Here is an 18105-nt window from a genome sequence, read left to right as displayed (position 1 = left end):
GGTGGTTTGTCACATGAAGTCATGGTCGCTCTTCCCGCGCAGAAGCATTCATGCCAAGCTGCTCGCTTTTATGCTGATTGCAGCCATTATTCCGCTGATGACTCTGGGGAGTATGGCGTATTGGAAATCATCGATGGTCGTTCGCGAGCAATTTAGCAAGTCAGGCGAGTATATCGCGACACAGCTGCAAATCCAGATCGACAACTACCTGAGTCAAATGAGATACATGGCCTATGACATCAATACGTACGTGTCAGACCCGACATTGGTCGTCATGCGGGAGGAACAACCGAAGACGTACACAGGCTTCCTGGAACAAAAAAACTTCGAGCGATACCTGGGGGCGCATCGCAACCTTGATACAAAAGGCATTTTTATCGTGACGCCCTCCGGTTATTTTTTCGGGGAAAATGTCATCAACGGCAAGGATCTAATGCGGGAATCGTGGTGGAGAGCACTGCCCGCCAAGCTGGATGAGGAGCGATGGATCGGCTTTTACACGCCCAGGCATTATGTCGGGTTTCAGGATGAAGCGGAGCTGCGGAATCAGGAGAAGGTGCTCGGCCTGGTCGTTCCCGTTCTCAGCGGTTATGGCGTGTTGAAGGACAGCCGGATTTTGATCGAGATGAAAGCAGGCAAGCTGTTTCAATTGTTTTCCCAGCTGGAAAAGGACATGAGTGCGCATGTGACGATCACAGCCAAAAATGGCGAGCTGATTTACCAGACTGCGGGTACGTTCGTCCAGCAAGAGAGCGATATCGTCTGGAACAAACCGCTGGAGTCCAACAACTGGATGATTCAAGTGCGCTTGCCGTACGAGCAAATGAACCGCTCTGCGGAAGTGATTCAATCTTTCTTTATCGCAGCGCTGATTCTTTCGGCAGTGCTGGCACTTCTTTTGGCGTATTTATTTTCCAGACGGATTACAGGAAAAATCAAACGACTGCAAGAAACGATGCGGCTTGTAGGAACAGGCGAGCTACAAACTCGCGCAGAGGTAGACACGGAAGACGAGCTGGGGCGGTTAGGGGTGAGCTTCAACCAAATGGTGAGGCGGATTCAGACGCTAATCGCCGAGGTGAGTCGAACCGAGCAGTTGAAAAAGGAAGCAGAGCTGCGGGCCGTTCACTACCAAATCAATCCGCATCTATTGTTTAATACACTCAACTCGATCCAGTGGAAAGCCAGATTATCTGGTGCCAATGAAATCGGCAATATGCTCTATCATCTCATCAAAGTGCTAGAGGGCAATCTCGATATCACGCAGGAGCTCGTCCCGTTGGAAAAGGAGCTGCAAACTGTCGAGCATTTTCTGCAAATCCAAGAGCTGCGGTACGGACCTGTTTTTCAATTTGAACAGACCGGAGTAGAGGCTTGCCGCCGTTATTTAATCCCGCGAATGACTCTTCAGCCGCTTTTGGAAAATATCTTTTTCCACGCATTCGAAGACGGACAGGGAACGATCCGGATCAGTGTCAGTGAAAAAGAAGGGCTTGTGACGCTGCTGTTGCAAGATGACGGCGCAGGAATTGTGCCCCAGCGATTGGCCAAACTTCTCGAGCCTGATCTGGAGCGTTCTAGCAAACGGGGACTCGGCGTGTACAACGTCGATCAGAAGTTCAAGCTTCATTTTCGTATGGAGCACGGCATGAAGATTTCATCTGTCAGAGGAGAAGGAACCACAATTCAAATCACATGGCCGAAAAGGGAGGAAATTCCTGATGAGCATCAAGGTAATGATTGTGGATGACGAAGTGCTGGTGCGAAGAGGATTGAAGGCAATGGTGCCATGGAGTCGCTATGGGATGGAAGTAGTAGCAGATGCACCGAATGGTCGGAAAGGCTGGGAGGCTTTCCTGCAAATACAGCCCGAGCTGGTGATTACGGACATCGTTATGCCAGAAATGGATGGGCTGGAGCTGTGCAGGCGAGTGAAGGAGCACGCACCACAAACAAAGGTGCTTCTGCTCAGCTGTCATCGCGATTTTTCTTTTGCCCAGCAGGGAATCTCTCTCGGGGTGTCGGGATATTTGTTGAAGACTGAATTCCAGGATGAGGAATGGGGTACGTTGTTGGAAAAGCTACGGACTGAGCTGGCAGGCGAGAGTGCGCGACCTGAAAACATTCGAGAACGCCCTGATGAATGGAAGCGGGAATTCGGTGCGTGGTTGACTGGCTTGAGCCGGGATTTCGAGCAAAGCTTGTCCTCCCTCCTGCAAACACACTGGTCGTGGATGAACGATTCCATGCGTGTATGGCTCTTGGAAGGGATGGGCAGTGCGAACCGGGAGGAGCAGGAGCGCGCATGGGTAGCAAGTGAGCTGGAAGGCGAATGGGAATGGCTTGCATGTGGCGATATTCGTTTTTTGCTGACCCCCGTAAGTACTGGCAGGCAGGTAGAATCCTTGCTCGTGGAGTGGAAGCTGGCTGGAAGGGTGACGAGCTGGGAGACAACAATCCCGTTTGCTGGACTCGAACCGTGGATGCAGACGGTACGGATGCTCTACCAGCGCACGGAGCGGGCGCGCAAGTACGGCGTCATTCAAGACCCGTGGCAGGAACCGATCAAGCAGGCTGTTCATTACGCACTCGATCGTTTGGATACGCCATTGACCGTTAGTGAGGTAGCTTCACAGGTGGGACTGAGCCGCAGTCATTTTAGCGTGATGTTTAAAAAGGGAGTGGGCGAGAGCTTTGGGGAGTTCCTCGACAAGCGCCGGGTAAAAATGGCCCAAGCGATGCTGAATGAAACAACTCTGTCCATTCAGGAGGTAGCGGAGCGAGTCGGTCTTCCTGACCCGAAATACTTTAGCAAATGGTTTAAAAAATATACAGGGATGACCCCGAGCCACTACCGTTTCAAACAAAAGGAGGAGTCCAGTCGAACAATCGTCCACTCCACCGCGCAAACCTGATCAGAACGAAAAAGAGGAAACAAATTCACGCACTATTGCGAACAATTAGCGGTTTCACCGTTTTTTCCCCTTCATTAAAATAAAGAAAATGAGGGGCAAATCTAGGGGGGATCACAGATGAGAAAGGTTGCGTCAAAATGGATGGCAACTGGCATGGCACTTCTTTTGGCCGTCGTAGCTGGTTGTTCACAAGCCCAGCCAGCAGGAACAGACGGCACGTCTAGTAGCACAGGTACGACAACGCCAGCGTCGTCTGATAAAAAGGAAACGGTTACATTGCGTTTCGCGACATGGGATACGGACCAAATGCTGAAGATCCAACAAGATATCGCGAAACAATTCGAACAGAAAAATCCGGGTGTGAAGGTACAAGTCGAGGCATATGCAGATGGTTTTGATCAAAAGCTGGTAGCGGCATTTGGAGCCAAAAACCCGCCGGATGTCATGTACATGTGGGATTTCCCCACGTATAACGCCTCGCTCGAGCCATTGGATGAGTACGTAAAGAAGGACCCATCAGTGGCAATCGACGACTTTTACCAAGGCCTCTTAAACTATAATCGATTCGATGGAAAATTGTTCGGACTCCCAGCGGGCTTCTCGACGCGGGTCGTCTTCTATAACAAAAAGCTGTTTAACGAAGCAAATGTACCACTTCCGACAGACGACTGGACGTGGGAGGATTTCAAATCGGCAGCCAAACAGCTGACCGTTCGCGAAAAGAAGCAGTACGGCTTCGCTGTTCGTTCGGAGCCGGATACGTACGATTTGCAGCAGTTCGTGTGGAGCAACGGCAGCAGCTTCATCAGCCCTGACGGAAAAGCCATCGAGGGCTACATGAACAGCAAGGAAACAGCAGAAGCCCTGCAAATTTTCAGTGATTTGGCGAAGGACAAGAGCGCTTTGCTCGTCGGTGGCAAAAACCAGCAAAGCGGCAACGACTTGTTCAAAGCAAGCAAGCTCGCGATGTATGACAACGGCGTATGGTCGCTCGAGTCATACAAGAAGGCGAATGTCGATTTTGGTACGGTCGTGATGCCGCAATTCCCTGGCAAGCCTGGCAAGGGAGTCATTGCAACCTCCTCCGTATCGATCGCCAAGGATTCCAAAAACAAAGAACTGGCTTGGGAGTTTTTGAAGTTCTTCGTTTCCAGCGATGCGATCAAGATGCGTACATCTGATTTGCCTGTGCGTATTAGTGTCGTACAAGAGAAGAAGCTCGATCAGGACCCGCTCTACGCGCCGTTCTATAAGACATTGGAGCAATCGACTGACACGCCAGCCTTCCTGTTGAATCCGCATTGGAACGAAATCAACCGGAACCTTTCCGCAGCGGTCAATGCGATCATGATGGGACAAAACGCCGAGGAATTACTGAATAAGGCAGTCAAAGACTCCCAGAAATTCTTGAAATAACGGGAAGGGGTCAGGAAATTGAATACAGAGAGTGTTGTGACACACAAACAGCCTGCCATGACCGTTCAACCGAAAAAACTCAAGGGAAGGGCGTTTCTTACGCCCTATCTTTTTATCTTGCCTTGGATTCTCGGCTTTCTCGCTTTTACGCTGGGACCGATGCTGTTTTCGCTCGTCATGAGCTTTTTTGATTGGCCTGTCGTTGGTGAGGTTACGTTCGTCGGCTTGGACAATTACATCAATATGTTTACGGATGATCCATTGTTTTGGCAATCACTCTGGGTCACGATTAAATTTGCGCTGTTGTTTGTCCCGTTGAATTTGTTCATTGCGTTGTTTTTGGCGATGATGCTGAATCAGAAGGTAAAAGGCAGCGGCTTTTTCCGCACAGTGTTTTACTTGCCGAGCGTGATTTCCGGTGTGGCGCTGGCAATGATATGGGCGTGGGTATATGACGGGGAATACGGTATTTTCAACTATTTGCTCAGTCTGGTTGGGATTACAGGTCCAGATTGGCTAAACGATACGTCGTGGGCACTCGTTGCCATGGTAATCGCCAGTCTGTGGGGGCAAGGCTCCATGGTATTGATTTTCCTGGCGGGGCTCAAAAGCATCCCGGAGAGCTTGTATGAAGCGGCTTCGATTGATGGGGCAGGGGCGGTGCAAAAGTTTTTCCGCATTACACTGCCGATGGTCAGCCCAACAATTTTGTTCAACCTGATTATGACGATCATTAGTGCGTTCCAGCAGCTGAGTCTAGCACTCTTGCTCACAGGAGGAGGACCGTTGCAGTCCACGTATTTCTATGCCATGTACGCGTATGACAACGCCTTCAAATACTTCAAGATGGGGTATGCTTCGGCGAACTCCTGGTTTATGTTTGCGATCATTTTGGTATTGACCTTCCTCGTATTTAAAACGTCCGGCAAATGGGTGTATTACGAGGGCGACAACCGCAGGGGAGGGGAAGAAGCTTGATACGCAAGACAATCGCTTATGCGAGCTTGATCTTTTTCTCTTTCCTGTTTCTCGCACCGTTTTACTGGATGATCTCTACTGCGCTCAAATCGGATGCTGAGATTTTGCAGTATCCACCCAAATGGATTCCGGATGTGCTGCATTGGGAGAACTTCGGGAATGCGTGGATGTCGCAGCCGTTTAATTTGTATTTGGAAAACTCGTTGACGGTGACGATCCTGACTACGATTGGGCAGTTGATATCGTCTTCGCTGGTCGCGTACGGCTTTGCCCGGTTTACGTTTAAAGGAAGAGACTTTCTGTTTATGGTCGTTCTGGCGACGATGATGATTCCGTGGGAAGTGACGATGATTCCGCTGTACATGGAGTTCAACTATCTGGGCTGGATCAACACACTCAAGCCGTTGATTGTGCCTTCGTTCTTTGGGTCAGCGTTTTATATTTTCCTCATGCGACAGTTTATTTTGACCATTCCTCGTGAGCTGGATGAAGCGGCGCGTATTGATGGTGCGGGTTCATTTCAGATTTACGCCCGGATTATTATGCCGTTGATGATGCCTGCTCTGATTTTGGTGAGTGTATTCAACATCTTGGGCACATGGAACGACTATTTGGGTCCACTCATTTTCTTGAATGACCAAAGTCAGTACACGCTGACGCTGGGACTGGCGCAATTTAAAGGGATGTATGAAGTAGAGGCAACAGGGCTGATGGCGGTAACGCTCCTGATCTCGCTTCCGCCGTTACTCCTCTTTTTCCTTGCACAACGATATATCGTAGACAATTCAGCTGGTGTTGCTATTAAGTAAGAAGCTATCAAGTAAGGAGGGAGAGCCACAGTGGGGAATCGGGCGAAGTGGGAAGGCTGGGCATGGTCATTTCATCAATTTGGTGAGCGATTGTTGCGGATGGCGGCAGCGCATCTCATGTGGGTGGCGTGCACGCTCTTGGGAGGCGTCGTCTTTGGAATCTTTCCAGCGACAGCGGCTCTACACGACGTACTTAGCGGCAAGTGGAATGACCGCGGGCTTCCATCTGCCTTCTGGCATGCTTTTCGCCACTATTTTTGGAGGAGCCAATGGCTTGGCGCAGGGACGGTGCTAACGGGGGCAATCCTGTGGGTCGATGTGGTGTTTTTTCTTCGCATGGGCTCTCTGTGGGGGCTCTCGATCGCCGCTGTTTTTGCGGGGATTGGATTCTTGCATGCGGCTACCACTTGCCACGCTTTTTCCCTGCTTGTTCGGGAGGATGCAGATGTGAAGCGGACGCTCAAGCAGTCGTTTTGGCTTGTCGCGGCCTTTCCGTTGCATTCGCTCGTCACGCTGGGAGGCTTACTCCTTCTCTTGATTCTCCTGCTGGCGATTCCTGTTTTGCCGATCTTGCTGGGGGCGAGCCTGCCTGTCTGGTGGATGAACGCGAGAATGAATCGTTTGTTGGAAAAGCGCGATCGAAAACGATCGACCAAGCAACCTCGAGGTGAGACATATGCTGTTTGATTTAGGAATGGTCCCTTTTAGCCGATACGGGTCGTATCTCGTACTCTCGCGACTGGGTAACGCCAAGCGAAAAGAAGGACTTTATTTGCGCAATATTCGTGGAGGAGACAACCACGATGGTGCGATTTTTCGAATCGAAATGGTAGCCGATGGTGCGGCAGTTCCATTTGAGACGGAGGCTACGCCAACCTTGCTGCGACTTTACGGGGCTAAAGGCGAAGTGAAGCTGTGTATGAGCGAGCCGCAGCTGGTGCAGGTACGTGGTCAAGGCGTTGGTTTGCGACTGGTGCTCGAATCGACGGCAGCAGATTATGCGATTCAAGCTGGAGCCGGATGCTGGGAAATCAATCACTTTTCCACGGAAATTCGCTTGCGAGTGACTCCACTTGCTGGATCACTTGTGGTCAACCCTACGAAGGCATCGCGTGAACAGCAAGTCGCAATAACCTTCCTTCCCGACGAGGAAACGGGTGTACTGGAAGGCGTATTGGAGGAGTTCCACACGGTATGGAAGGAGCGCAGCTACCCTGCCTTTGCCGATGGATGGGCACAGGTAAAAAAGGAGTACGACGAGTGGCTGGAACGGACACTCCCTGTATCTGAGGAGCGTCGCGATGGCTTGAACGAAGCAAGGGAACTCGCGGCGTACATTACCTGGTCTTGTGTGGTGAGACCTGAAGGCTACCTACCACGGTCCGCGATGTACATGTCCAAAAACTGGATGACAAATATCTGGAGCTGGGATCATTGCTTCAATGCGATGGCACTGACGCGAGCAAACTTGCCGCTGGCGTGGGATCAGCTCATGATTTTTATCGACAGGCAGGATGAGAGTGGTGTCTTCCCCGATTTTATCAATGATCGGTATGCGTTGTGGAATTGCTGCAAGCCTCCGATTCACGGCTGGACGCTGCGCTGGATGCTGGATCGGAACGACGCGATTACAAACGAGATGCTGGAAGAGGTGTACGAGCCGCTTTGTCGCTGGACCGATTGGTGGTTCCGTTACCGCGATGATGATCAGGACGGGATTCCGCAGTACAATCACGGCTATGACTGCGGTTGGGACAACAGCACGATTTTCCTCGAGGGGGCGCCGATTGAAAGCCCGGATTTGCCTACGTATTTGATTTTGCAAATGGATGTGCTGGCGGAATTGGCGAATAGGCTGGGCCGTCCTGAAGAGGCAGTGAGGTGGCAGGAAAAGGCCGAAATGACGCTGCAACGACTGCTGGAGAAGCACTGGAATGGCGATAACTTCTTCGCGACTCACTCCGGTAGCGACAAGCCTACACAAGGAGACAGCTTGATCCGTTATATGCCTCTTGTGCTTGGCGAAAAGCTGCCGCAGGACATCCGGACCAGGCTGATTACGGACTTGCAGGAGCGATTTTTGACAGAGAATGGACTGGCTACAGAGAGTCCAACCAGCTCCTTCTACCGCGCTGATGGCTACTGGTTAGGCCCGATTTGGGCGCCAGTGACGATGCTCTTGGTCGATGGATTGCGGCGAGCAGGTGAAGTCGCGTTTTCTCAGGAGATTGCCAGACGTTTTTGCCGAATGGCCGCGCGAAGTGGCATGGCGGAAAACTTCGATGCGCTGACAGGTGATGGACTGAGGGACCGGGCCTTTACGTGGACGTCCAGCGTGTTTTTGATGCTGGCGCATGAATATGTGTAAGGTAGTTTTAAAGGAAAAACAAGTGGGCATGATGGATGAAAAAATCGCATCATGCCCGTTGCTTGTTTACAGCACTTTACTGAGAAATGCCTTGGTTCTCTCATGCTGGGGATTGTCAAAAATCTCGGCAGGTGTGCCTTCTTCGACGATGTATCCGCCATCCATGAAAATCACGCGATCGGCTACTTCACGGGCAAAGCCCATCTCATGTGTAACCACGACCATTGTCATTCCTTCTTTGGCCAAATCCTTCATCACCTGAAGAACCTCTCCGACCATTTCCGGGTCGAGTGCAGAGGTAGGCTCGTCGAACAGCATGATGTGAGGGTCCATGGCGAGCGCACGGGTAATGGCTACGCGCTGCTGTTGACCGCCAGACAACCGATCGGGATACACGTCTCGCTTGTCCGCCAAATCTACTTTTTTGAGGAGTTGCAACGCCTTTTGTTCATTTTGCTGGCGCTCTGAATTTTTGACGTGCTTGGGTGCGAGCATAATGTTTTCCAAAACAGTGAGATGCGGGAAGAGATTGAATCGCTGAAACACCATGCCGACACGCTCTCGCAGCTTGTTAATGTCCACTTTGGGGGAAGTAACCTCCATGCCCTCAATGGTGACTTTGCCAGATGTTACTTCTTCCAACTGGTTCAGGCAGCGCAGAAACGTACTTTTTCCTGAGCCGGAGGGACCGATGACACAAACAACTTCACGCTCTTTAATGGTAGTCGAGATGTCTTTTAAAACTTCCAACGAGCCAAAGCTCTTTTTCAAATTCTCTACATGAATCATTTCGCAAACCTCCTCTCAAGGGAACGGGACACCAGACTGAGGATGTAAATCATCAGGAAATAGAAGACCGCTACTACAGCCCAAATTTCGAATGAGCGGAAGTTGCTAGAGATGATAATCTCACCACTGTTCATCAGCTCACGGATACCAATGACCGTTAAGAGCGAGGTGTCTTTTAGCGTCACGATGAATTGGTTGACGAAAGCAGGAATCATGCGGCGAACAGCCTGAGGCAAAATGACCAGGCGCATGGCTTTTCCGTGGGATAGTCCGAGGGAGCGAGCAGCTTCCATCTGTCCTTTATCGATAGAGAGAATCCCTCCGCGAAAAATTTCAGCCAGGTACGCTCCGGCGTTGAGGCTGAGTGCTAGAATACCTGCGGTTGTCTCTGGAATTTTGATATCCAGGACAGGAGGCAATCCAAAATAAATAAAGAAGATTTGAACCAACAGCGGTGTGCCGCGGAGAAAGTCAACGTAAGCGGTTGCAATGCCGCGGAGTAGTTTAGAACGGCTAGTGCTCATTAAGCCAAAAAGCAATCCGATCAAGAGAGCGAAAAACAGGGAAATAACCGTTATTTTTAACGTGACCACAGAGCCTTGGGCCAAGACAGGAAGTGCGTCAGCAATGACATCCCAACTACTGCTCATTTGGACAACTCCATTCTTTCTAAGGTGAAAAGAAGGCGCGTCTTGCGCCTTTTACTTTTTCGTGTTCAAGTATGTGTTGATGATTTCGTCGTATTTCCCGTTCTCTTTCAGCTTCTTCAGACCGGAGTTGAGTTTGTCTTGCAGCTCTTTGTTCCCTTTTAAAACCGCGATGCCGTAGTGGTCTCCATTGAGACGATCGCCTACAATTTTCAGCTTGGAAGCAGGGTCTACCGTAATTTTATAAGAGATAACCGGATAGTCCTCGATGGTTACATCAGCATTGCCGTTTTGAACCTCTTGGAACATGGAAGGGCTATCGTCGAAGTATTTGACAGTCGCGCCGTACTTTTGCCCGAGCTCATCAGCAAAGGTCGCGCCAGTCGTGCCTTTTTTGATCGCAATCGTTTTGCCAGCCAAATCTGCCTCTCCATTGATCGTTGTGTTGTCCTCACGTACGACCAAGGAAAGACCTGCTTGATAGTAAGGTTCAGAGAAATCTAAAATTTCTTTGCGCTTATCATTAATGCTGATCCCCGCAATGGCACCGTCCAATTGCTTCGCTTGAACAGCTGGAATGATCCCTTTGAAGTCCATCGGCTTAATTTCTACCTCAAAGCCCTCTTCTTTAGCAATTGCATTGATCAGGTCGATGTCAATTCCTACGTATTTTCCGTCCTTTTCAAACTCAAAGGGTGGGTATGTTGCATCTGTACCAAACACGTACTTTTTTGCACCGGATTGCCCAGATGTTGAGGTAGCCTGATCTGTGCCAGTGCCACACGCACTTACCGTAAGCGCCAACAAACCAGAAACCACAGCAAACATTAGTTTTTTCATAAATTACCCCCAAGTATATTTATGTTAGATATGATATGGACATGAATATAGTAATATAGAAAAGTCTGCAAAGTCAAAACAAACTGAAAGTAATTATTATCCATAATTGTATGAACGAGCTCTGTGTACGATAACAGAAAAGTTAGTTCATACCTGCTATAATGGTAGGAAATGTATACAAGGGATGGGGAAAACGATGAAGCACGTCACCATATTGATCGCCGACGATGAAGCGGAGATTGCGGAGCTCGTTGCCTTGCATGTGAAAAAAGAAGGTTACCACACAATTATCGCAGCAGATGGAAAGGAAGCACTCCAAGCTGTGCAGACGCATTCGATTGATTTGGCGATTCTCGATATTATGATGCCTGGGCTGGATGGCTACGAGGTCACCCGTCTCATTCGTGAACAGCACAATATGCCGATTATCTTTTTGAGTGCCAAGACGTCCGATCTGGATAAAATTTCGGGATTGGTGATGGGCGCAGATGATTATATGACCAAGCCATTCAATCCAATGGAATTGGTCGCTCGTGTGAATGCCCAGCTGCGACGCTTTAAGCAGCTGAATCAACCAGCAGTAGCAGTAGCGAGTAACAAGGTCTTAGAGGCAGGTGGACTTGTCATTTATCCAGAGGAGCGAACTGTGAGCCTGTACGGAGAAACGATTGAGTTAACACCGAAAGAGTTTGATATTCTCTACCTGCTGGCCAGATATCCAAAGAAGGTGTTTAGTGCGGACAATATTTTCGAGATGGTGTGGGGCGAAGCGTACTATGAAGGCAGCAATACAGTCATGGTGCACATTCGCACCTTACGAAAGAAGCTGGGAGAAGAAAAAACGAAAAACAAGTGGATCAAAACGGTTTGGGGAGTAGGGTATTCCTTTCATGGCTAAGATGATACGGAGCTTTCGGTTCCAAATGGTCAAGCTACTGGGCCTAAGTCTGCTTCTGTCTGGTTCGGTTACCTATGTGATCTTTAAAGCGCTACAGTTTTACTATCGATCACAGGTGAAGTACGAAAGCTTTTTAGCGGCGATTCGCTATTTTATGCGAGAAATAGGGGACATTTACTTCTTTCTGATTATTTTTGTTCCACTAGCTATACTGTTTTTCTTCTTGCTAACCAAACGGTATGCCACCTATTTTCAGGAGATTTCCAGAGGGATTCATCATCTTGCGAATGGTGACTTTACCAAACATGTTCAAATACCTTCGAACGATGAGTTCGCAGATATTGCCAAGGACATCAATCTGGCGGGTGAAAAATTGCAGGAAGCTGTACAAAGAGGAGATTTTGCCGAAAGCAGCAAGGATCAGTTGGTTTTAAACCTGGCGCATGACCTGCGGACGCCGCTGACCTCTGTTTTAGGGTATTTGGACATCATCTTGCGGGACGAGCAGTTAACGGTGGAACAAGCCCGACATTACACGAATATTGCTTTTACCAAGTCGCAGCGTTTGGAAAAGCTAATCGACGAGCTCTTCGAAATTACGAGAATGAACTACGGCATGCTCACCATCCAACAGAACCTGATTGACCTGAGTGAATTGCTCATGCAGTTAAACGAGGAGCTATATCCTTCCTTGGAGAAAAATCAGTTGGAAACGAGAATGAATGTGGCCTCACGATTGACGGTTTACGGAGATGGCGAGATCTTGGCACGCGTTTTCGAGAACATCATGACGAATGCCATCCGTTACGGGCACGATGGGCAGTTTGTTGATATCAACGGTTTTCTTGCGGGTGACGAGGTCGTTGTGCAGATTATCAATTATGGTCACGAGATTCCCCCGGAAGATCTGCCGCATCTTTTCGAGGTGTTTTATACAGGTGACAAGGCCCGAAGCCATCAAAACGGAAGCACAGGTCTCGGGCTATTTATCGCCAAAAATATCGTCGAGCGCCACGAAGGGACGATTTCTGCCGAGAGCAATTTGATCCGGACGATTTTTGAAATACGCTTACCTTACGAACAGACTCCCTCACTTTAAAAAAATTTAAGGATTACCCCACTTTTTCTTTTATAAGTTTTCCTTATCCTGATCGGGTGACGAGCCAGGGTGGAACCTGTAATAGAAACAGTGGGGTTTTTTGATTGGCTAAAAATGATCGGGGTTTAAAGTTTTTGGGGAGGTAAGGAATATGAAAAAACGTTTGTGGATCTGGCTGGGTGTGGGCGTGGGCGTGCTTGTGGCCGGGTTCGGTGGCTATGCAGCTTCTTCGGGAGAAAAGAAGAATGGCACTCCTGTCATGTTATCAACGGTGGTAACGGCCGATTTGGAAAGCACGATTTTGACGTCGGGCCTGGTCAAAGTACGAAATGACCATACATTGTTCGCTAACTATGCAGGCGAATTGCGGAATTTCTCCATCAAGGAGGGAGACAAAGTGACGAAAGGGCAGGTGATCGGCAATATCGACATGTCCGATGTCAGCAATGAAATCATGGATATCGAGGCACAGATCACCATTCAGGAAGCGAATATCGCAAGGCTCTCCAAAGGTGTGGAGCCTGAGGAAGTCACGAAAATGCAGGAGCAGCTTGCCCAGCATGAACGCGAATACCAAACGGCATTAAAAGATTACCAGCGAACGCAATCGCTGTTTACCGCAGGCGTGTCTACCCAACAGGCTGTAGAGGAGGCGAAGCAAAAGCTACAGACCGCAGAATCAAGAGTAAGGGTCGCGAAGCAAGACTTACTTTTGAAGCAAAAAGGGCCAGACAAGGCAGAGATTCGCTCCTACGAGGCGCAAATTCAAAAGCTGAATTTGGAAAAAGCAAAATATGAAAAGCAACGTGTGCAAAGCAGCATCGTGTCACCGATTGAGGGGACGGTGCTCTCCATGAAGGTGAAACAAGGGAAGTACCTAAGTAAAGGCGAGGAAATTCTCACGGTTGGAGATACCAATGATGTTATGGTCGAAGCAGCAGTTGGAGAATCTGACTTGCGTAAAATCAAAGTCGGACAGGATGCGGTGGTCTCAGGCATTTCCTTAGGCGGAGAACAGTTGCAAGGTAAGGTGTTGCGCATATCTCCTATGGCTGTAACCAGCAAAGAGCCGGGTGGAGAGAGTACGGGAGTGCCGGTCGCTGTCCATATAAATGAGACGAGGGAGTATTTGAAGCCAGGTTTTCACGTGGATGTGAACATCGTCCTGCAAAAAGCAACAAACGCCATGCAAGTCCCCATTGAGGCAGTCGTGACGGATCAAGATGGATCTTCTTTTGTCTGGGTAGCGGAAAATGGCAAGGCCAAGAAGAAAAAAGTGACGACTGGAATTGAAAGTGAATTGTTTATCCAAATTGAAAGCGGATTGGATGGCAGTGAAGAATTGGTAGCGAATCCACCGGAAACCTTGCAAGAAAATGAAGTGATCTTCCAAGCATCTCCCGAAGAGTTTGCGGGGTAAAGGAGGATACATATGCTGAATATTGAGGGGTTAACCAAACAGTACAAGACGGATGAGCTGGAGCTGTTCGCTTTGCAAAATATCAATATCCACGTAGCTCAAGGTGAATTCGTGGCGATCGTGGGACCTTCTGGTTCCGGAAAATCGACGTTTATGAACATGCTGGGTTGTCTAGATCGGCCAACCTCCGGATCGTATGTCTTGGATGGAATTGATGTTACGCAGTTGAAGGATAGTGGGCTGGCGCAGGTACGCAATCAAAAAATCGGCTTTGTCTTTCAATCGTTTCATCTGTTGCCACGTGCTACTTCGCTGCGAAACGTAGAGTTGCCGATGATGTATGCGGGCGTCGGCATGACAGAACGCAAAAAAAGAGCGAAAGCGGCGTTGCAGCGTGTCGGACTTGCCCAGCGGATGGATCATAAACCAACGCAGCTGTCCGGCGGTCAAAGACAGCGGGTAGCTATCGCCAGAGCGTTGGTTAACCAGCCAGCCATTTTACTTGCTGACGAGCCGACAGGGAATCTGGACAGTCGTTCCAGCATCGAGATCATGGCGATTTTTCAGGAGCTGCATGCGCAAGGGGTAACGATTCTCCTCGTCACGCACGAGGCGGATATCGCTCAGCATGCCGAGCGCGTCATTACGTTTCGAGATGGTCATATCATCCGAGATGATCGAGTGGAGAAGCGCTTGTTTGCTACTGCGTCCGAGGAGGTGATCCTCACGTGAATTTACTCGAAAGCTTTCGTACGGCTCTGGAAGGGATTGGGACAAATAAGCTCCGAGCTACCTTGACGATGTCTGGGATCATCATCGGAATCATGTCTGTTATTGCTGTGATGACACTAGGAAACGGCAGTCAACAGGCTTATACCGATCAGTTAGAGAAGCTGGGTGCTACTAATTTCAGCGTTACTGTTTGGTGGGGCCAAGGAAGCAAGATTACTGATTTGACAGTGGAGGATGCTTATGCACTTCCCAAACAATCGCCCTACATTGAAGAGGCCGTGCCGTTCACAAGTCTTTATGGAACAATTCGTGGCCCGAAAAAGGGGAAGGACGCAAGTATACAAGGAACAAATGAGGATCTGTTAAAGGTTCAACCCAACTTGAAACTAGTTGCAGGCAGATATTTTACTACGAAGGAAGTAAGAGAGGGGAAGCCGGTTATCGTTTTAACCGAAAAGTTAGCGGCAGGGCTTTTCGGACGTGAAGACCCGATTGGCAAGCGTTTGACTTTCAAAGCAGCATCAGTCGTCGTTATCGGCGTGGTAAGGGAAGCCAAGCTGATGATTGACGATGGTCGATCCGAGGGTGCCTATATGCCGATTACCTTTCTGCACAATATAGACGGGTACAAGTACGTTCATACGATAACTGTAAAAGCCAAGTCGAAGGAAACGATGGAAGCAGCCAAGAGTCAGACAGAGAAGTACTTAAACCGCAGGCACGATCGCGAAAACTACTACCAAATCGATAGTATCGAGAATGCACTGGGGGAGATGGATTCCTTTTCCGGCACGCTCACCACGATTTTTAGTGTCGCAGCCGGGATTGCGCTGTTTGTCGGTGGGATAGGCGTCATGAACATCATGCTCGTATCTGTCACGGAGCGGACGCGGGAAATCGGCATTCGCAAAGCGTTAGGGGCGCGGTACGGAGATATTATGCTGCAGTTTTTGATCGAGTCGATGATCGTCTGCCTGATTGGTGGAACGATTGGGGTGCTGCTCGGCATCGGGACAGCCATGTTTGCCTCGCAATATGTCGATGTACCGACGCTACTATCATGGGAAAGTATCGTAATCGCCTTCGGGTTTTCCAGTGCCATTGGTATTTTCTTTGGGCTCTATCCGGCTCATAAGGCAGCTAGGCTCCATCCGATTGATGCGTTGCGATATGAGTGAGGAACGAAATAGAAATGACTAGCAGATATCGCTGCTAGTCATTTTTCTATTAGTCCCGAGCTGATTTTGGACTTATGCGGCCTCGAAGTCCTATGAGTAATGAATCGAAAGAAAGTTCCAGTAAAATAAATAGCCCGTATACAGGATAGAAAGTATCGCTGCTGCGCTATTTACTACCTTCCAGCGATCTCGCTCCTTGGCTGTTCCGATTCGCAGGAGTAAATAAGCGGCGGCGGCCAACGAAACAATCGGTAGGGATGCGACAACGACTTGGTAGAAGGCTGGGTAGCCATAGACAAGCTCCGCATTTGCATAGGTGAATTGGATGATAAAAAACAAGCTATGAAGCAGAGCCATAATCGGAACGATCTTCGAAATAGCGTGCGATTGTTTGCGCCATTTGCGTAGCCCGAAACGAGCGATCCAGACGAGCGAAAGAAGGATGAACACGATTCCGGGAATCACATATAGAGCTAGGAGAACAGGCGGACTTTCGAGGAAGGAGATACGAGGGAGCGAAAAGTTCATCGGTCCTGTCATATAAAATTTCCCTTGTTCCTCGTGAAAATATAGCTGTTCCTCACCGTCGATCTCTTGAAAGAAATGATCGTCTACCTGCACAAACTTTTTCTCAAGGGATTGCTGTCCTTCATTCTGGAATAAACCAGTCACGGATATCGTCTGGCCATCCAATGCCTTCACTGTGTAAGGGTAGCTACTAAGCAGCTGAAGCCCTTTGCCCCAGCCATTCTCGGGCGTCAGGGTAAGCAGATATTGACCTTCCAGCTTTTTCATTTCGTCTATGGTACCATCAACAGGAGTTAGGGGCTTGCGGACTTGCTCTGTCAGTAGCTTGTCGGTAAACGCGTTCACGACCTTGCCATGCAGCTCCAAGCCCGGATGCGTGGCGTTCACCGCAACAAAGATGCCGATTGATTCTGAGGGAATCAGCACCATTTTCGAGATAAAGCCATCAATCCCACCGTTTGCCCATAGGGTAGGAATGCCGTTTTTCGTCTCTCCTTTAAAAAAGCCGTAGCCGATCCCGTACATGCGCTTATGGGCTGCGAATTGCTGGGCATGCATGCTCTGGACAGTTTCTGGTTTGAGTAGAGATGTGCCGTTATAGCTGCCGCCAGAAAGATGGGCGATCATATAGGGGGCGAAGTCGACTGGTGTCATATTAGCGGCACCACTCCCTGGGAAAATAATCCCCGAATAAGGAATCGTTTGATAGCCGTTTCCGTCGTAATAATAGCTTTTAGCCAGCTTGCTTCTGTCCTCTGGGAGATACAGTTCGGCGGAGTCCATACCTAGCGGGCGGAAGATATTCTCCCGCATATAGTCATGCAAAGATTGACCGGAAGCTTGTTCAATTACACTTCCCAACAATCCGGTGCCCGCATTACTGTATTGAAATTTGCTGCCTGGAGTGAAAATCGTCTCCTGCATCTGAAGCGTTTCATTTACGGGCTCGGTCGAGAATTCCGGTATTACACTCTCGTGGTTGTCTCTTTTATAAATTTTTTCATCTATACCGGCTGTATGTGTGAGCAGGTGGTGAAGTGTGATCGGGCCGTAACGATTATTCGTAATTTTGTAGTCTTTTAGGACGGTATTCAAATCTTCGCGTAAGGAAAGCTTGCCTTTTTCTACGAGCTGCATCGCTGCAGTAGCAGTAAACGACTTGGTCACGGAACCGATTCGAAACACCGTACGCTCAGGATCAACGGGGATTTGCTGTTCGACGTCGGCAAAACCATAGCCTTTTTTAAAAATGATGCGGTCTCCCTGGGTAATGACAATGGCTGCGCCCGGGATATGCAAGTTGTTCATTTCATTTTTCATGACGGGATCAACTACTTGTTCGATGGAAAGAGCAGTAAGAGGGGAGCGAGCATTGACCACAGATAGGGGCTGTATCAGCATGAGGCAGGATACGAGCAGAACGGCAAACCATTTTCGTAAAGCAAATAATGTCATGTTTCATCACCTTTCGCGTTTTGCGTCAGTCAA

The 18105-nt window shown here is 49.2% G+C and carries 16 protein-coding genes; 12 read left to right on the top strand and 4 right to left on the bottom strand.

What is annotated here, in order from left to right:
* Positions 1–13 precede the first annotated feature (13 nt).
* The 7 genes from ODZ53_RS09105 (at position 14) to ODZ53_RS09075 (ending at position 8486) form a co-directional block, all read left to right on the top strand.
* Positions 14–1750 (top strand): cache domain-containing sensor histidine kinase, encoded by a 1737-nt coding sequence (locus ODZ53_RS09105; protein ID WP_372676714.1) that lies wholly within the window; start codon positions 14–16, stop codon positions 1748–1750.
* Positions 1722–2915 (top strand): response regulator transcription factor, encoded by a 1194-nt coding sequence (locus ODZ53_RS09100; protein WP_372676713.1) that lies wholly within the window; start codon positions 1722–1724, stop codon positions 2913–2915. The genes ODZ53_RS09105 and ODZ53_RS09100 overlap by 29 nt, the downstream gene beginning before the upstream one ends.
* Before the next feature lie 117 nt (positions 2916–3032).
* The gene (locus ODZ53_RS09095; RefSeq protein ID WP_372676712.1) at positions 3033–4331 is read left to right on the top strand and encodes an ABC transporter substrate-binding protein; all 1299 of its coding nucleotides are present in this window, start codon (positions 3033–3035) and stop codon (positions 4329–4331) included.
* Positions 4332–4388: 57 nt separating this feature from the next.
* A complete protein-coding gene (locus tag ODZ53_RS09090) occupies positions 4389–5309 on the top strand; it encodes a carbohydrate ABC transporter permease (RefSeq protein ID WP_070105190.1) in 921 nt (306 codons plus the stop codon).
* Entirely contained in the window at positions 5306–6118 is an 813-nt protein-coding gene (locus ODZ53_RS09085) for a carbohydrate ABC transporter permease (RefSeq protein WP_081437287.1), read from the top strand. The genes ODZ53_RS09090 and ODZ53_RS09085 overlap by 4 nt, the downstream gene beginning before the upstream one ends.
* 30 nt (positions 6119–6148) lie before the next feature.
* Complete coding sequence (locus ODZ53_RS09080; RefSeq protein WP_199929534.1) at positions 6149–6805, top strand: YesL family protein; 657 nt, start codon at positions 6149–6151, stop codon at positions 6803–6805.
* Positions 6795–8486, top strand: coding sequence for an amylo-alpha-1,6-glucosidase (locus ODZ53_RS09075; RefSeq protein WP_372676711.1), 1692 nt, complete (start codon positions 6795–6797; stop codon positions 8484–8486). Before ODZ53_RS09080 ends, ODZ53_RS09075 begins: the two co-directional genes overlap by 11 nt.
* A 66-nt stretch (positions 8487–8552) precedes the next feature.
* Here ODZ53_RS09075 and ODZ53_RS09070 read toward each other — a convergent pair whose 3' ends face one another.
* Genes ODZ53_RS09070 through ODZ53_RS09060 form a run of 3 tightly spaced genes read right to left on the bottom strand, consistent with a single transcriptional unit; the run spans position 8553 to position 10762 of the window.
* Positions 8553–9275 carry an amino acid ABC transporter ATP-binding protein gene (locus ODZ53_RS09070; protein WP_372676710.1) on the bottom strand — a complete coding sequence of 241 codons (723 nt, stop codon included), beginning with the start codon at positions 9273–9275 and terminating at the stop codon, positions 8553–8555.
* On the bottom strand, positions 9272–9925 hold the full coding sequence (locus ODZ53_RS09065) for an amino acid ABC transporter permease (RefSeq protein WP_372676709.1): 654 nt from the start codon (positions 9923–9925) through the stop codon (positions 9272–9274). Before ODZ53_RS09065 ends, ODZ53_RS09070 begins: the two co-directional genes overlap by 4 nt.
* A 51-nt stretch (positions 9926–9976) precedes the next feature.
* On the bottom strand, positions 9977–10762 hold the full coding sequence (locus tag ODZ53_RS09060) for a transporter substrate-binding domain-containing protein (protein ID WP_372676708.1): 786 nt from the start codon (positions 10760–10762) through the stop codon (positions 9977–9979).
* Positions 10763–10958: 196 nt separating this feature from the next.
* Between ODZ53_RS09060 and ODZ53_RS09055 the strand changes: the two genes are divergently transcribed.
* The 5 genes from ODZ53_RS09055 to ODZ53_RS09035 all read left to right on the top strand — a co-directional run bounded on the left by ODZ53_RS09055 (position 10959) and on the right by ODZ53_RS09035 (position 16089).
* Positions 10959–11660 carry a response regulator transcription factor gene (locus tag ODZ53_RS09055; RefSeq protein ID WP_064200208.1) on the top strand — a complete coding sequence of 234 codons (702 nt, stop codon included), beginning with the start codon at positions 10959–10961 and terminating at the stop codon, positions 11658–11660.
* Positions 11653–12759 carry a sensor histidine kinase gene (locus ODZ53_RS09050; RefSeq protein ID WP_372676707.1) on the top strand — a complete coding sequence of 369 codons (1107 nt, stop codon included), beginning with the start codon at positions 11653–11655 and terminating at the stop codon, positions 12757–12759. The genes ODZ53_RS09055 and ODZ53_RS09050 overlap by 8 nt, the downstream gene beginning before the upstream one ends.
* 151 nt (positions 12760–12910) lie before the next feature.
* Positions 12911–14179 carry an efflux RND transporter periplasmic adaptor subunit gene (locus ODZ53_RS09045; protein ID WP_199929537.1) on the top strand — a complete coding sequence of 423 codons (1269 nt, stop codon included), beginning with the start codon at positions 12911–12913 and terminating at the stop codon, positions 14177–14179.
* A 12-nt stretch (positions 14180–14191) separates the two neighbouring features.
* Positions 14192–14911 carry an ABC transporter ATP-binding protein gene (locus tag ODZ53_RS09040; RefSeq protein ID WP_372676706.1) on the top strand — a complete coding sequence of 240 codons (720 nt, stop codon included), beginning with the start codon at positions 14192–14194 and terminating at the stop codon, positions 14909–14911.
* A complete protein-coding gene (locus tag ODZ53_RS09035; protein ID WP_064200204.1) occupies positions 14908–16089 on the top strand; it encodes an ABC transporter permease in 1182 nt (393 codons plus the stop codon). The genes ODZ53_RS09040 and ODZ53_RS09035 overlap by 4 nt, the downstream gene beginning before the upstream one ends.
* A gap of 90 nt (positions 16090–16179) precedes the next feature.
* Here the strand turns inward: ODZ53_RS09035 and ODZ53_RS09030 are convergent, their stop codons facing one another.
* Positions 16180–18072, bottom strand: coding sequence for a serine hydrolase domain-containing protein (locus ODZ53_RS09030; RefSeq protein WP_372676705.1), 1893 nt, complete (start codon positions 18070–18072; stop codon positions 16180–16182).
* Positions 18073–18105 lie beyond the last annotated feature (33 nt).

The organism is Brevibacillus sp. BD137 (assembly GCF_041644655.1).
Classification (GTDB): domain Bacteria; phylum Bacillota; class Bacilli; order Brevibacillales; family Brevibacillaceae; genus Brevibacillus; species Brevibacillus brevis_D.
The sequence above is the reverse complement of the archived record's forward strand: the minus strand, read 5'-3'. Positions and strand labels throughout refer to the sequence as shown.

Coding starts and splice junctions, on each gene's coding strand:
- ODZ53_RS09105 (WP_372676714.1), top strand. CDS start 14: ATGAAGTCATGGTCGCTCTTCCCGCGCAGAAGCATTCATGCCAAGCTG.
- ODZ53_RS09100 (WP_372676713.1), top strand. CDS start 1,722: ATGAGCATCAAGGTAATGATTGTGGATGACGAAGTGCTGGTGCGAAGA.
- ODZ53_RS09095 (WP_372676712.1), top strand. CDS start 3,033: ATGAGAAAGGTTGCGTCAAAATGGATGGCAACTGGCATGGCACTTCTT.
- ODZ53_RS09090 (WP_070105190.1), top strand. CDS start 4,389: ATGACCGTTCAACCGAAAAAACTCAAGGGAAGGGCGTTTCTTACGCCC.
- ODZ53_RS09075 (WP_372676711.1), top strand. CDS start 6,795: ATGCTGTTTGATTTAGGAATGGTCCCTTTTAGCCGATACGGGTCGTAT.
- ODZ53_RS09070 (WP_372676710.1), bottom strand. CDS start 9,275: ATGATTCATGTAGAGAATTTGAAAAAGAGCTTTGGCTCGTTGGAAGTT.
- ODZ53_RS09065 (WP_372676709.1), bottom strand. CDS start 9,925: ATGAGCAGTAGTTGGGATGTCATTGCTGACGCACTTCCTGTCTTGGCC.
- ODZ53_RS09060 (WP_372676708.1), bottom strand. CDS start 10,762: ATGAAAAAACTAATGTTTGCTGTGGTTTCTGGTTTGTTGGCGCTTACG.
- ODZ53_RS09055 (WP_064200208.1), top strand. CDS start 10,959: ATGAAGCACGTCACCATATTGATCGCCGACGATGAAGCGGAGATTGCG.
- ODZ53_RS09050 (WP_372676707.1), top strand. CDS start 11,653: ATGGCTAAGATGATACGGAGCTTTCGGTTCCAAATGGTCAAGCTACTG.
- ODZ53_RS09045 (WP_199929537.1), top strand. CDS start 12,911: ATGAAAAAACGTTTGTGGATCTGGCTGGGTGTGGGCGTGGGCGTGCTT.
- ODZ53_RS09040 (WP_372676706.1), top strand. CDS start 14,192: ATGCTGAATATTGAGGGGTTAACCAAACAGTACAAGACGGATGAGCTG.
- ODZ53_RS09030 (WP_372676705.1), bottom strand. CDS start 18,072: ATGACATTATTTGCTTTACGAAAATGGTTTGCCGTTCTGCTCGTATCC.